Raw genomic sequence first — 14,807 nt, 5'->3', positions numbered from 1 at the left:
CCATCTCCATTTAAAAAGTGACAATTTCATCAGCTTCAGTCATCAGTGAACTTAAAGCCTTCATGGAGCTGCGTACTATACCCGGCATAGTATATCCATCATCCCATCCTAATTTTCGCATTGTGGCACCACAAATAAAAACCTGCATTCCGGCATCTATCAGTTCGTAGAACAGTTCTCGGCACGGGTTGATTTCACCGAGTGCAGGATCGGCAAGCCTGGCACCTTCTTCGACAAGAAATAAAGTTACTTCTATATTGTCTGCCAGTAACGCACCAGCTAGTCTAATTGAAGTGAATGCGCGGTTATCCGGCGCATCTGCAGCAGCATGCAAAATAATAAGCGTTTTCAAGAAATATACCTTTTAATTTCCAGGGATTTAATGTGCTGGATTAATTCGTGGATGGGTCTCTTCACCCCATATCAATACGATTAATCCGGATATCAACATGGCAATGGTAACCAGCCAGAAGCCGGATGTGATTGCACCGCTGTAATTGGCGACTATTCCAAGCGCCAATGCGCCAATGCCATAACCCAAATCTCGCCAGAACCGATATATACCGATGGCGGAACCACGCCAGTTTGGGTGAGCAATGTCAGCTACTGCAGCACTCAAATTAGGGTAAAGCAGCGCCATACCAAATCCTGTTACCGCAGCCGATATGGACCACCAGAGCACGCCTTCACCCATCAGCATCATGCCGACGCCTGCACCGCATATCCACATTCCCAATATGATGGGTTTATGACGGCCAATGTGATCGGAAAGTTTGCCGGTAATAAATTGTGAGCCACCCCAAACGAATCCATAAACACCCACAATCCAGCCTATATTTGCCAGATTCAGCCCATGCTGATAAAGGAATACCGGGTAAAACACCCAGATAAGCGCATCGACAAATTTTTCAACCAACCCTGCCTGACTGATCGCTGCCATACGTTTGTCACGCCAGGACATTAGCGTGAATACTTCCCAGGTAGTAGGGTTATCTGCAATATTGGTTGGATAGCGCGGGTTTAAAGCAAACAATGTTCCTGCTTTCAGTCGTGCACCTTCAGCCTTGGCCCACGGCAAGGTTTCCTTTACCCAAAACAGCGTGATTGCTATGGCCAGCGTTATAACCACCATGCCAAAAATGAGCAAACCTTCCCGCGCGCCAAAAGCCTGCGCCATGTAGCCGGTGATAATACCCGCAATGGCAACACCTACATATCCCGAGAATTCATTGAGGCCGATGGTTAACCCGCGTTGATCTGCACGCGTAATATCAAGCTTGGAAGTTTGTGTCATGGACCAGGTGAACCCTTGATTGACACCAAGCAATACCGTTGCAGCCACAATCCAGTTCCAGCTTGGTGCGTACAGTATCATCAGGGGAATCGGCAAAGCTGAAACCCAGCCTAGCAAAAGCACTGTTTTGCGTCCCATACGTTCAGAAAGTCTACCGGCTACAAAATTGAGAGTACCCTTCACAAAACCAAATGCCACGACAAAAGTCATTAACAACATGAATGAACCTTTAGGTACGCCGAATTCGCTTTCGGCCAGCGCCGGTATGACAGTGCGCATCATACCCAACGTTAACCCGACCATAAATACTTGCAACAGTTGGTGCAAGAATTGCGTCTGATTGTGTCGAATACCGTGCTGGTAACTACTGAAATGCTTGTGCAGCGTTTGTGAATTGCTCATGTAATTGTGTTCCAAATGTTTTATGAAGCCATGCAGCGTGAAACAGGATTTTTCGGGGGATAACAATTAAAAAAATGTTATTCCCGAAATTATTTGCAGAATCAAGCTGCTATATTGGCTGCAACCATTTTGTCCATTTCTGCCGGGCGGGGAGGGATTTCACTGGTGAGATAACTTACAAAATCCTCCCTGTTATTGATATGCAAACCGGTATTGAAGCGTTTCTCAAAACCGATGGTAGAAGAAGGCTTCCCTGAAATGCCTGCGCCACAGGCACTTCCTGCCTGGTGGCCGGGGAATATTTCCACTTCATCTGGTAATGTAAGCAGCTTGCTATGAAGACTATCGAATAATATGCCTGCCATCGCTTTTTCTCTGCCCGCAAGATCAGGGCGCCCCACACTGCCTACAAACAGAGTGTCACCCGTTATAACAAACCAGGGCTGTTCGCCACGTCGTTTGTCTGTAACCATCAAGCAAATACTATCCATAGTATGGCCAGGGGTGTGAAGTACCTTAATAATCACGTTACCGGCTTCGATGACATCATTGTCATGCAGGGGGTGAAATGGGAATTTCACCACAGATGCATCACTTTCGTGCAAGCAATAGGGGGCACCAATCATAGTGGCAAGCTTGCGCCCACCAGAATAATGATCAGCATGAATATGGGTATCGATGACGTGGCTAATCGTCACGTTGGCCTTTTTGGCTTCCTCAATAAACCATTCTTCATCTCCAGAAACCACATCTACAGCAATTGCCTTACCCAGGGTGCCGCAGCCTAAAAAGTATGAAAGTGAAGATTCTTTTGTAGCAAATTGTTTGAAAAACATGATGTAACTCCTATCTGTAAATGTTTCGGTAGCTTATGCATTATTGGCTAATGGCAATCCATGCAAGCGCCATTCTGCAACGCCATCTTCAAACCGAAATGCTTGAAATCCTTCTCTATTCAGCATTTCAACTGCTTCTTTTGCCATCAGACAAAATGGCCCACGACAATAGGCAACCACCGGTTTATCATGCGGGAGTTCGCTCAGACGATGCTTTAGCTCAGATACCGGGATAGAACGTGCATAAGGGAGATGTGCAGTAGTGAATTCAGCTTCAGGCCGAACGTCAAGCACAAAAATTTCACCGCGTTTTGCCTGAGCAAGCAGATCAACACGACTGAAGGGAGCTAAACCTTCCGGACTTGCCACTAATCCTCTCATGGCTTCCTGCAGTTCCAGCAAGCGCTCTTCAGCGAGTTCGCGCAGCATCACCCAAAGATCAGCAACCCTGGAATCAACCAGGCTGTAATACATGTTTTTTCCATCACGACGGGCTACTACAAGCCGGGCTGATTTCAATTCTTTTAAATGAGCACTGGCTAATTTGACTGAAATCTCTGCGTCTGCTGCAAGATTTTCTACACTTTTTTCGCCCTGACAGAGTATTTCAATCAGTTCTAAGCGTTTAGGGCTGGATGCTGCTTTACCAATTCTGGCTACTTGTTCATAAAGCAGATTCTTTATTTCTCGTGATGATTTCATTTACAAACTCACAATCTAACGAACATTAGAATGAAATGTAAATTAATATCAGAATTAAGTCAAGAACAATCAATAAAAATTATCGGAATGACTTTGTATATGATTCGTTAATAATTGAATATAAATAAGTTAATAGAACTTATCGACAAGTTCGTGAAGGGTTTTGTGCTGTTAATAAAACGTTATTTTTTGCGTTTTAAGGGTAATTGAATTGTGAAAAGGGTCTTATCATCATCGGAAGTTGCTGTGATATGGCCGTCGTGCGCTTCTATGATTGACTTGGTAATTGCCAAACCCAGTCCGGCGCCATCGCTTGAACGTTGCCTTGAGGGGTCAACCCTGTAAAAACGGTCGAATATACGTGGCAGGTATTTAAACGGAATCGGATTTCCGGTATTTTCTATATTAACGACGGCAACACCAGGTACTTCGGATAACAAATCAATCCTGATTTTACCGCCAGAGGGTGTGTGGCGGATTGCATTGGAAAGTAAATTACTCAACGCACGCTGAAGCATAAGCCGGTCACCCTGGATGACTCCTTGTCCTTCACTTGTTAACGCCAGATGTTTTTCCTCTGCCAGCGCTTCATAGAACGTAAACAGTCCTTGTATTTCTGAAGCGAGATCTACTGCTTCATTATGCGGTATCAAAAGACCGTTATCAGCTTTCGCCAAAAACAGCATATCGTCGATCATTCGTGATAGCCGCTGATATTCTTCCAGATTCGAGTAGAGAATTTCACGATATTCTTCAGCACTTCGTGCCTTGGTTAACGCTACATTTGTCACTGTCATGAGGTTACTGACAGGTGTTCGAATTTCATGTGCAATGTCTGACGAAAAATCTGACAACCGATGAAACGATTCTTCCAGGCGAGACAGCATTTGATTCAAAGCCGTTGCGAGGTTTGTAAGCTCAATAGGTACCACTTCAACAGGCAGCCGATTGTGTAGTTTTTCTGCCGATATCCCTTCAGCGATTCTGGCAATTTTGCGCAAAGGTTCTAGTCCCTTGTGTGACACTAACCATGCGAGAATACTACTGAGTAATATGCCTAATGCTACAGCGATCATCAACGTCTGTTGAAACAGGTTAATAAATGCCTGATGCTGCTCAGTGCTTGTTCCTAGCGCCACAATAAAGGGCAATCCTGGCTGGCCTGAAGATAAAGCTACAGCAACTCCATGAAAGGTATTATCACCTTCGTGCCATGTTCTCAGCATGTCGCGGTTCACCGCATTTGTTTCAACGGGGTCTTGCATTAAAGTATCAGGGAAATCAGCCTCACCCAGATTCAGTAATTCAATACCACCTGGCTTGAGTACTTTGACGGATAGCGCATGATGACCGATCAACGCATCACTCAAACGTAAAGATAAAGAGTTGTTAGATTCTGGAGGCAGTTTTTCGTTAATGGCATGCCTGATCAGTTCCAGTTTGCCGTTTATCTCAACGACATCTAGCTGCTTAAAATGCTTTTCCATTGCCCAGTCCAGGACAATACCAACAGAAATCATGATAATAGCTGACGTGACGGCAAAAAAGAAGGTAAGACGGGCAGTAATTGAAATGCGTGGTATCACAGCTCAGGAACCTCCAGAACATAGCCCATACCTCGAATAGTGTGGATCAGTTTGGGTTCGTAATCATCGTCTACTTTTGCACGAAGACGACGCACTGCCACTTCGATAACATTGGTATCACTGTCAAAATTCATGTCCCAAACTTGTGAGGCAATCAGTGAACGAGGTAAAACCTCCCCTTCACGTCGTAGCAAGAGTTCCAGCAATAAAAATTCTTTAGCAGTAAGATCAATTTTCTTGCCTGATCGTGTGACACGGCGCCGCAACAGATCCAGTTCAAGATCCGCTGCCTGAAATCGGTCTGGTTCCTTAGATTTTCCTCTTCGTAGCAGCGTTCGCACTCTCGCGAGTAGCTCGGAAAAAGCAAACGGCTTAATCAGATAGTCATCGGCCCCGAGCTCAAGGCCTTTTACCCGATCTTCCACCCCATCCCGGGCAGTAAGCATCAGAACCGGCATCTCTTTTCCTGCTCGCCGAATGCTTTGCAAAACCTGCCAACCATCAAGTGTGGGTAACATCACGTCAAGAATCACCAGATCATACGCTTCGCTTAGCGCCATATGCATACCATCCAGGCCATCATGGGCCAGGTCAACAGTAAAACTTGCTTCGGTCAAGCCTTGTTTAAGGTAACTGCCGGTCTTTGATTCATCCTCGATGATCAGGATTTTCATGAATATATTTTCCTATACTTGAGCTGTCAGGCTATTTTCCTCCTGATTGGAGACATTATCACTAGCTTACAAACTTGTAATGTTCGTGTCAGCTTTATGTTGTTAGCAGTGGCGCAAGATGATGATTGTGGATAAACATTTAAAATTTCCATTTACAGGGAATATTTTAAACATTGGCATTAACGTCTTTATTTATCATCAATCCCGGAGCAAATAAACAATTATGACCTTGAGTAATTCTTGAAAACTATTAAGGCACTTCATTTTAAATGAAGTGCAGTGATTTTTAGTTGTATTTTTTTAACAGGAAGAAAAGGAGTTTCAAATGAACAAGTCCATGAAAATATTAGTTGCATCATCCATCGTTGCTGCAACCCTGGCTGGGACAACTACCCTAGCTTTAGCAGATGAACAAACGATGCCTAATCAACAAATGATGCAAGGACAGGAGCAAGGACGAGGTGTACCTGGATCAATGCCAGGCTATGGTCATGGAAATGGAATGATGGGTGGTGGTGGATATGGCCAGGGAAACGGCATGCAACAAAGTGGTGGTTGCCCTATGGGCGGCATGATGGGGGGCGGTGGTTATGGTGCCGGAATGATGGGCGGTGGAATGATGGGGCAAGGAATGGGAATGATGGGTGGTGGCATGGGAGGGTATGGGCCCGGCGCTGGCATGATGGGTGGTGGAATGGGGCAAGGTTATGGCATGGGACCTGGCATGATGGGTGGATGGGCTGGTGGAATGGGTCCAATGGCCATGCTTAATCTAAGTGATGCACAAACCGGTCAACTTGAGAAAATTCAGTCGGAAGTGATGAAAAAGCAGCGCACGTTAATGCGCCAGATATGGGAAGAGCAAGAAAAACTGGGCGATTTATTTAACGCAGATAAACGTGACCCAGCCGCGATTGGTAAAGCTTATGGAAAGGTCTCTGAGCTGCAGCGGCAGGCACTGGAAACGCGTATTGACGCGGAAAACAAAATGGCCGCTGTGCTTACCAAAGAGCAAAAAAACCAAATGCGTAAAGGCTTTAGCAGAGGCATGATGGGTTATTAACCCAAAAAAATATATGGACTGGCTAGTGTTAAGCATTTTTGACAGTCCATAAGTAATAACTTTTTCAGGAGTACATCAATGATGGGCGGATATGGTATGTCAGGTGGTTTCGGTGGCGGATTCGGAGGTTTTTTTATGATATTTTTTTGGGTACTTATCATTATTGGTATTGTCGTATTGGTTAAATGGATGGGCAATTCCTCTGGTGCAACAGGGCAGATCGGTAGTGACAGTAAAGCACTGGACATACTGAAAGAACGCTATGCACGAGGCGAGATAGACGAGCAAGAGTTTCAGAAAAGAAAACGCGATCTAACCAGTTAATCAGAATGTAGACGTTGAATGAATACTCTTGCACATAGTACAGCTAAGAAATAAAGGAACTATATGAAAAAAAATAGAGGATTGTTGATTATTTTGTGGGTAGTACTTGTTCTCATTTCGGGATTCCTTTCATTTGGCGGCACAGGTGGAATGGGTTATGGAACTGGTTATGGTCCGAGCGCGGGCTGGGGTCATATGGGTGGCTGGGGCAATGAAGAAGGGTATCGTGCAGATGGCAGATCAAGCTGGTTTGGCATGGGGCCAGGCCTGATGGGAGGCAATTATGGCCCTGGCATGATGAGTGGCAGTGGTTATGGCTGGGGTATGAGGAACTCCAACGGAATGATGGGTCAATATGGTTCCGGTTTCCCGGTGTTTGGCGCTGGAATGGGTTATGGGATGACCGACTCGGGTTTTGCCATGATGCCATTTGGACTCCCTGACCTCACATCTGAGCAAGAGTCGAAACTTGCTCAGATACAAAGTGAATCGGATGAACGAAATAGCAGTGACATGAAGCAACTCTGGGAAGCACAGTCGCAGCTGAATAAGCTATATGCAACCACCAAACGCGACTGGAATGCTATTCGCGCTGCGTCTAATGCGGTGCATGATCTGCAACGCAAACAATTAGATGCAACAATCGATGCGCAACAGAAAATTGATAGTCTGTTAACAGATAGCCAGCGCCAGAAAATGTCAATTGTCACGCGTGGCTATACGCAACAGGGAGTGCAATAACATGGCGCTGAATCAATCTGGCAGAAGACGTTTTCTTGGTGTTCTGGGTGGTACAGCTCTGCTTGGTGCTTTACCCGGTATGGCACAAACCAGGAAGAACGTCACCGAAACACCTGACGGTTTTACACCTGATCTGGAATTGGAATTGCGTGCCGCACCTGATCAGATAGCTATCTTGCCGGGACAATCTACTGGTGTCTGGCGCTATCGAGCAAAAGTACTGAAAGGTCCTGCGAATGCGGTAACAACAATTCCAGGCAGTTATCTTGGCCCCATAATCAATGTTCGCCGGGGCACTCGTGTACGAGTGAATTTTATCAACGAACTGCCTCAACCCAGTGTGGTGCACTGGCATGGTTTGATTATTCCTGAAGCTATGGATGGTCATCCCCGCTATGTTGTGCCACCAGGTGGCCGCTATACCTACGAGTTTGAAGTACGCAACCGCGCCGGAACCTACTGGTTTCATCCCCATCCCGATCAGCTAACCGGTACGCAAGTAAATGCGGGCTTGGCCGGACTATTTATTGTTACCGATGACGAAGAGCGCGCGCTTAAATTACCCGATGGAGAGCGAGATGTAGCGCTCGTGATTCAAGACCGCAGCTTCACCAGTGATAATCAATTGCGCTATGTTGGAAATGGCCCCGGCATGGCTGGCATGATGTCGCGTATGAACGGTTTTATCGGTGACCAGATACTGGTAAATGGCCGTCCTGACTTCTCGCTCGCAGTTGAACGCAGACCCTACCGTTTGCGCCTGCTGAACGGATCTAATTCACGCATTTACAAATTAGCCTGGAACGATAGTTCACCTATGACCGTAATTGGTTCGGATGGCGGCTTACTTTATGCACCTGTACGCAGAACTTATATCACCCTTGCACCGGCTGAACGGATCGAGCTATGGGTTGATTTTTCAACGCGCGTTGCAGGAGAGGAACTTACCCTGCAAAGCCAGCCTTTTGCCGCCTCGACTGGTGGCTCCATGATGGGAGGGATGATGGGCGGTAGTGGCAGTCTACCAAATGGCGCTGAGTTTCCTGTACTCAAAGTGCGAATAGGGAAGGGTGCGGCAATTTCAGAAAAACTGCCGGGAATGTTGACCAGCATTGCGCCGTTGCGTCCAGAACAAGCCAGTAATTTTGCTAACCCCAGAACTTTTCGCACAACCATGGTTGGCATGCGATGGGGCTTGAACGGTCGTGTATTCGAGATGGATGGCGTGGCAAAAGATGAAGTAGTACGTCTTGGCTCAACTGAAATATGGGAATTTATCAACGAAGCCAGTATGGGCATGATGGGTGGCGGCATGCCGCATCCAATACATATACATGGCGTCCAGTTCCGTATTATAGGTCGGCGAGTTCAACCTGCTGCAATTTCAGCATGGCATAGCTTGAACGAAGGATATGTAGATGAAGGGTGGAAAGATACAGTGCTGCTCATGCCTGGCGAGCGTGTCCGACTATTAATGCGATTCGATAACTACCCTGGCATGTTTGTCTATCACTGCCATAATCTGGAACATGAAGATATGGGCATGATGAGAAATTTTCTGATCAAGGCGTAACCAAATAATATGAATAAGACACCAAAGAAAATGAAACCAGGTAAAGGACCATTCGATGTCACGCGAAAAATCCTGTTGGCACCAACAGCTCCTGAGAGGTGGCATGAAGCGGTCACGCGCCTTAAAACCATCGAACCTATTATTGATGCCAACATAGATCAGAATGGCCGGTTAAGAATTTCATATGACGCCTCTTGCGTTGGTATGCGCGATATTGAACCATTGCTAGATGAGATGAGCGTATATCGCGCATCAGGTTTCTGGTCGCGAATAAAATTATCGTGGTATCGCTTTCTGGATGAAAACGCCAAATCCAATGCCGTTTCTGGAGGCGGTGCATGCTGCAATCGTCCTCCTGCTGCACACGATGGAAGCAGTGATGCTGGAAAAGCGCACTAGGTAAGCTTTTATGCTAGATGCCAGTGCTTCGTACTCATGTACCTGTAAAAGTTGTGGCAAGCCTATTGCCAAAGACCTGTATGTAAGAAAAGATGATGGCGTAGTGTGTGAAAGTTGCTTTCTTGGTATGTCAGGCCACGAACCTGCATGGGCAGAAACTGAATTGCCTTACGTCTCTTTGGCGGAAGCACTCGCATCTGCACTGGATGCCCGCGAACATGAAACAGGGCTGCATTCCAAACGTGTTGCCTGCCATACCATGGTGCTTGCCAAACACTTTAGCCACGATGCTGCGACGCTGCGCCAGATTTATTGGGGAGCGCTCCTGCATGATATAGGCAAAATTGGTATTCCTGACGCCATCCTGCTTAAAGATGGACCGCTAACACCAGAGGAATGGGAGACCATGCAACAGCACCCTGAAATCGGGCAGCAAATTTTAAAAGGCGTGCCGCATCTTGCAATAGCGGCAGAAATTGTGCTCTGTCATGAGGAGAAATTTGATGGGTCTGGCTACCCACGTGGGCTATCAGGAGAAAATATTCAGCTTTGGGCACGGCTATTTGCAGTAATTGATACGCTGGATGCAATGACCTCTGACCGTCCCTATCGTAAAGGACTGCCTTTCGAAGCAGCCAAAGCTGAAATACAGCGTATGGCCGGTTCTCAATTTGACCCTTTGGCGGTAGAAACATTTCTAATGGAAGAGGCAACATTACGAATAATGGTAGAACTCAAATGTGTTGATGTACCACCCGTGGTAAAAAACTAGCGCAAAGTAACAAAACAGTCGTTTTTTTACTAATAATTAGGAGAATTAACCGCATGTCTAACGATCCTGTTTGTAGTATAAGCGGTACCTGTACCACTACTTATACCTGCGCCATGCATCCAGAGGTGCGTCAACAGGAGCCAGGCGCTTGTCCAAAATGCGGCATGGCCCTTGAACCGATGGGTATGCCTGTAACCACATCGAAAACTGAATATACTTGCCCCATGCACCCTGAGGTAGTCCAGGATCACCCCGGCAACTGCCCTAAATGTGGCATGAACTTGGAACCACGCACTGTGGCCTCAGAAGAAGATGATTCAGAACTGCGCGATATGACTTTGCGGTTCTGGGTTAGTACAGTGCTTGCCATTCCGGTACTTTTCAGTGCGATGGGTGCGGAGTTCTGGCCAGATGTTTTTGCCCGGTTCATCCAGCCGCATACCCGTCAGTGGCTAGAACTGCTATTAGCCACGCCAGTAGTGCTTTGGGGTGGGTGGCCTTTTTTCGTGCGTGGATGGCAATCGCTGGTAACGCGAAATCTCAATATGTTCACACTGATTGGCCTCGGGGTGTCGGTGGCATGGGGCTATAGTATGGTTGCGGCCTTGGTGCCAGAAATATTCCCACGTTCAGTGTTCAATGCCATGGGCGTTGTGCCAGTTTATTTTGAAGCTGCCGCTGTTATCACAGCTCTTGTATTACTTGGGCAAGTACTGGAGCTTCGTGCCCGAAGTCAGACTAATGCAGCCATCAAACTGCTTTTGGGCATGGCACCAAAAACCGCGCGTATTGTTCGTGATGACGGGCGTGAAGAGGATATTCCGCTAGAACATGTCCAGACTGGAGATCGTTTGCGCATTCGCCCCGGCGAAAAGGTTCCGGTAGATGGCACGGTAGTAGACGGTACAAGCCATGTGGATGAATCCATGGTCACCGGCGAACCTGTTCCTGTTGAAAAACACACAGGTGAAAAAGTAATCGGCGCTACGGTAAACGGAACCGGAAGCCTGTTAATGACAGCAGAAAAGGTTGGTAGCGATACTCTGTTAGCGCAAATCGTACATATGGTGGCCGAAGCACAACGTTCTCGTGCGCCTATCCAGAAGCTGGCAGACGTGGTATCCGGTTATTTTGTACCAACCGTGATAATCGCCGCTGTAATTACATTTGGGGTGTGGTGGGTATGGGGGCCTGAGCCGCGTTTGGCTCATGCATTAATTAATGCAGTAGCTGTGTTGATTATCGCTTGTCCTTGCGCGCTGGGGTTAGCCACCCCTGTTTCCATTATGGTGGGAACAGGGCGAGGTGCCATGATGGGTGTACTGTTCAAGAATGCCGAGGCGCTGGAGGTGATGCGCAAGGTAGATACTCTGGTAGTAGACAAGACTGGCACGCTAACGGAAGGCCATCCTGAATTGGTGAGCATCACCCCTGCGGCTGGTATTGATGAAGCAGAAATTGTCCGTCTGGCTGCCAGTGTTGAGCGCGCCAGCGAGCACCCTCTAGCAGCTGCCATCGTACGCGGTGCAGAGAAACGTAACATGAAACTGGTTTCAGCAGAGGATTTTCAATCAGTCACCGGCAAGGGCGTAACGGGCGTGGTGGAGGGGCGCAAGATTGCCTTGGGCAATATCAAATTGTTGCAGGATCTTGGCATTGATGTGGGAAACTTGCCAACACAGGCTGATGCGTTGCGCGTAGAGGGGCAAACGGTCATGTTCCTTGGCGTTGATGGGCGGGCCGCCGGTTTGATCGGCGTAGCTGATCCGATTAAATCAACCACACCGGAAGCGATTCGTTTACTGCACGAAGAAGGAATCAAAATTGTTATGCTAACAGGAGACAACCGCAAGACAGCCGAGGCGGTAGCGGCAAAGTTGGGCATCGACGAAATTCAGGCTGAAGTGTTGCCTGACCAGAAAGCTGCTGTGATCAAACAGCTTCAGGCAGAAGGTCGAATTGTTGCAATGGCTGGCGACGGCATCAACGATGCTCCGGCTCTGGCCCAGGCCCAGGTAGGTATCGCTATGGGTACCGGTACTGATGTGGCTATGGAAAGTGCGGGGGTAACCTTGGTTAAAGGTGATTTGCGTGGCATTGTGCGGGCCAGAAAAATCTCGCGAGCTACCATGAGCAACATTCGTCAGAATCTCTTTTTTGCCTTTATCTATAATGCTGCCGGCGTGCCCATAGCTGCTGGGGTATTGTATCCCATCTTCGGGTTATTGCTTTCCCCCATGATCGCTGCTGCGGCCATGAGTTTCAGCTCAGTGTCTGTAATTACCAATGCCTTGCGGTTACGACGCGTCAGTCTATGAATAAGCTCACAATTGGATTTCAAACAGTTTCATAGTGCATAGCAGGGACAAAGCAAATTGAAGGAAAAAAATGATGAATGACAGTACAAGAGATCGCGTATGCGGTATGCAAGTCAGTCTGGATTCCTTTGCAATGGAGCACTTGGGCATACAGTACGCCTTCTGTTCCCAGCAATGCCAGGATCGCTTCAAGGCTAACCCCTATCTATATATAGGAGTACCGGGCGAAAAAGCGCCAAAACAAAAAGGGTTGGAAATTATCAAGCAGAGGCGCTTTAGTCTGGAACAACCGATGAACGATTCAGAAGCTACCATTCTTTCGGAAGAGCTTGGCGCTATGATGGGCATCAAACACATTGAAGTTGCTTCGAATATTGTATCCATCACTTACGATCTTCTGGAGGCAACCGCTGAACAGATAGAAGAACGCATTGGTCAAATTGGCTTGCGCCTTGGTGAAGGGTGGACGGAACGCTTGCAACGTGGTTTTGTTCATTATTTTGAGGAATGCGAAGTAGGTAACCTGCAAGCCACTCCGCGCCAAGGACACCACTAAACCTTGAATGCAAAATATCATTAAAACTTAAGTTGTGTGCCATTTTTCGAGGAGGTAACAAATCATGAAAGCGATAATTGCAAATTTTATGATAGTTGGCCTGATGCTATCATCTTCTTTTAGTTTTGGTCAGCAGACAGGGCTTCTGCCAATGCCACCTGTTTTTTCCACCAAAATAGAACGAGAAATTGTTTTGAAAGATTACCCTTTGGGAGTGATTACCAAGCAAGCTGCATTCTCACATCATGGCAAGCCCGTACATGTAGCTACTTTACCTAATGGCTTGGAAGGTTGGACATATGAAGTGGGTGAAGGGTTTGGCTTGCATACATATACACTTGAATTCGATAAAAGAGGGGTTGTTATAGATGTTTTATATAACGAAAATGGGCGGCATGATGGTCTGACCGCGCTGCAGGTCCAGCGTCAGCAGAAGAAAACACGCAAATAAAAAATCAAGGGGTATTTAAAAAATAGCTTAGTACTTAAGAGGCTAAGGTTCGAACCTGAAATTCTCTTATTTAATTAACGCAAACCGAACTTAATGCCAACTATCCGTTAGTAAACAGTGCGCTTACAGAATTGTAATCTCGCTGTCATCATAGCGATAGCGCATCACCCGTAAAATATTACTTAACAATAGTATGTAAATTGGACCAAAACATATCATGTAAAATAGCTGAAACTGTTGAACTTGCTTGAACATGTCGAGTAACAAATTCAAATATTGCAAAAAAATAATCTGCGACACAATCTTAGTGCTCGTATAAACAGCAATACAAAACAATTAATCATTATAGAGAAAATTAAGTGATACAAATTATACCAAACTGGCACCCTGTTTTTGTGCACTTTACTGTTGCACTACTAAGCCTTGCAGTATTCTTTTCACTTACCACAATGCTCCTGCGTCCAGGTAACCTCAAAGTACAATGGCAGGTTATGGCGCGCTGGAATCTCTGGTTAGGTACAGCTATCAGCATTCTCACAGCGATAGCGGGATGGGATGCTTACAATACTGTAGCTCACGATGCGCCATCACATGTTGCAATGACTGAACACCGGAACTGGGCACTGGCGACACTTTCAGTATTTATAATATTAACTGCCTGGTCGTTGTGGAATACGCGTAAACAGCGTAAAGCTGGAGTGCTATTTGCAGTCCTGATGTTTACTGGTGGTGCGCTTCTTGCCAGCACTGCATGGCATGGTGGTGAAGTAGTGTACCGTTTCGGTCTCGGTGTGATGTCTTTGCCGCAAGCGGAAGAAGAGGGTGGCGATGAAACTCACGGGCATGAGCATGGACATGCACACGGCGCAGTATCTGACATCAAAAAATCAGCGGAGCAAACAGCAGAACAAACCACAAAAACCATACCGGAAGTTTCACTTGAAACAAAAGCAATCCAGCCCCAACCAACTGAAAAACCACCTAAAAAAGTGCATGATAGCCATGATGGGCATACCCATGAGCACTAACCTTAATTAGCGCTTCAAACTTTAAAATCAATTAAGTAGAATTAACAAACACATAAATACATGTTATAAATTGAATCAAGCTTAGCAA

General features: G+C 46.6%; 16 protein-coding genes. 10 read left to right on the top strand and 6 right to left on the bottom strand.

Features of this window, described 5'->3' with window-relative positions; genetic code table 11:
* Nucleotides 1–10 precede the first annotated feature (10 nt).
* From EDC63_RS01160 to EDC63_RS01135, 6 genes are all read right to left on the bottom strand, one after another.
* A complete protein-coding gene (locus EDC63_RS01160; protein ID WP_124947771.1) occupies nt 11–352 on the bottom strand; it encodes a DsrE family protein in 342 nt (113 codons plus the stop codon).
* Between the two features lie 27 nt (nt 353–379).
* On the bottom strand, nt 380–1,696 hold the full coding sequence (locus tag EDC63_RS01155; protein WP_124947772.1) for an MFS transporter: 1,317 nt from the start codon (nt 1,694–1,696) through the stop codon (nt 380–382).
* 101 nt (nt 1,697–1,797) lie between these two features.
* Nucleotides 1,798–2,532: an MBL fold metallo-hydrolase gene (locus EDC63_RS01150; RefSeq protein ID WP_124947773.1), complete on the bottom strand. Its 735-nt coding sequence runs from the start codon at nt 2,530–2,532 to the stop codon at nt 1,798–1,800.
* 33 nt (nt 2,533–2,565) lie between these two features.
* On the bottom strand, nt 2,566–3,234 hold the full coding sequence (locus tag EDC63_RS01145; protein WP_124947774.1) for a metalloregulator ArsR/SmtB family transcription factor: 669 nt from the start codon (nt 3,232–3,234) through the stop codon (nt 2,566–2,568).
* Between the two features lie 182 nt (nt 3,235–3,416).
* Nucleotides 3,417–4,820: a heavy metal sensor histidine kinase gene (locus EDC63_RS01140; RefSeq protein ID WP_124947775.1), complete on the bottom strand. Its 1,404-nt coding sequence runs from the start codon at nt 4,818–4,820 to the stop codon at nt 3,417–3,419.
* A complete protein-coding gene (locus EDC63_RS01135) occupies nt 4,817–5,494 on the bottom strand; it encodes a heavy metal response regulator transcription factor (RefSeq protein WP_124947776.1) in 678 nt (225 codons plus the stop codon). Before EDC63_RS01135 ends, EDC63_RS01140 begins: the two co-directional genes overlap by 4 nt.
* A gap of 325 nt (nt 5,495–5,819) precedes the next feature.
* On the opposite strand from EDC63_RS01135, the gene EDC63_RS01130 reads away from it, so the two are divergent.
* From EDC63_RS01130 to EDC63_RS01085, 10 genes are all read left to right on the top strand, one after another.
* Nucleotides 5,820–6,557 (top strand): Spy/CpxP family protein refolding chaperone, encoded by a 738-nt coding sequence (locus EDC63_RS01130; protein ID WP_124947777.1) that lies wholly within the window; start codon nt 5,820–5,822, stop codon nt 6,555–6,557.
* Nucleotides 6,558–6,635: 78 nt separating this feature from the next.
* Nucleotides 6,636–6,881, top strand: a complete 246-nt coding sequence (locus EDC63_RS01125) for an SHOCT domain-containing protein (RefSeq protein WP_124947778.1) — start codon at nt 6,636–6,638, stop codon at nt 6,879–6,881.
* A 63-nt stretch (nt 6,882–6,944) separates the two neighbouring features.
* Nucleotides 6,945–7,622, top strand: coding sequence for a Spy/CpxP family protein refolding chaperone (locus tag EDC63_RS01120; RefSeq protein WP_124947779.1), 678 nt, complete (start codon nt 6,945–6,947; stop codon nt 7,620–7,622).
* A 1-nt stretch (nt 7,623) separates the two neighbouring features.
* Nucleotides 7,624–9,195 carry a multicopper oxidase family protein gene (locus tag EDC63_RS01115; protein ID WP_124947780.1) on the top strand — a complete coding sequence of 524 codons (1,572 nt, stop codon included), beginning with the start codon at nt 7,624–7,626 and terminating at the stop codon, nt 9,193–9,195.
* A 9-nt stretch (nt 9,196–9,204) separates the two neighbouring features.
* Nucleotides 9,205–9,594, top strand: a complete 390-nt coding sequence (locus tag EDC63_RS01110; protein WP_223248441.1) for a hypothetical protein — start codon at nt 9,205–9,207, stop codon at nt 9,592–9,594.
* A gap of 10 nt (nt 9,595–9,604) precedes the next feature.
* The gene (locus EDC63_RS01105; protein ID WP_124947781.1) at nt 9,605–10,366 is read left to right on the top strand and encodes an HD domain-containing phosphohydrolase; all 762 of its coding nucleotides are present in this window, start codon (nt 9,605–9,607) and stop codon (nt 10,364–10,366) included.
* A 53-nt stretch (nt 10,367–10,419) separates the two neighbouring features.
* Nucleotides 10,420–12,684, top strand: a complete 2,265-nt coding sequence (locus tag EDC63_RS01100; protein ID WP_124947782.1) for a copper-transporting P-type ATPase — start codon at nt 10,420–10,422, stop codon at nt 12,682–12,684.
* Between the two features lie 73 nt (nt 12,685–12,757).
* Nucleotides 12,758–13,240: a YHS domain-containing protein gene (locus EDC63_RS01095; RefSeq protein ID WP_124947783.1), complete on the top strand. Its 483-nt coding sequence runs from the start codon at nt 12,758–12,760 to the stop codon at nt 13,238–13,240.
* A gap of 64 nt (nt 13,241–13,304) precedes the next feature.
* Nucleotides 13,305–13,691: a hypothetical protein gene (locus EDC63_RS01090; protein WP_124947784.1), complete on the top strand. Its 387-nt coding sequence runs from the start codon at nt 13,305–13,307 to the stop codon at nt 13,689–13,691.
* A 359-nt stretch (nt 13,692–14,050) separates the two neighbouring features.
* A complete protein-coding gene (locus EDC63_RS01085; protein WP_124947785.1) occupies nt 14,051–14,719 on the top strand; it encodes a DUF2231 domain-containing protein in 669 nt (222 codons plus the stop codon).
* The last annotated feature ends 88 nt before the right edge of the window (nt 14,720–14,807 follow it).

This window comes from Sulfurirhabdus autotrophica, from assembly GCF_004346685.1.
Classification (GTDB): Bacteria; Pseudomonadota; Gammaproteobacteria; order Burkholderiales; family SMCO01; genus Sulfurirhabdus; species Sulfurirhabdus autotrophica.
Note: the sequence above shows the minus strand (reverse complement) of the source record. Positions and strands in the feature narration are given on the sequence as shown.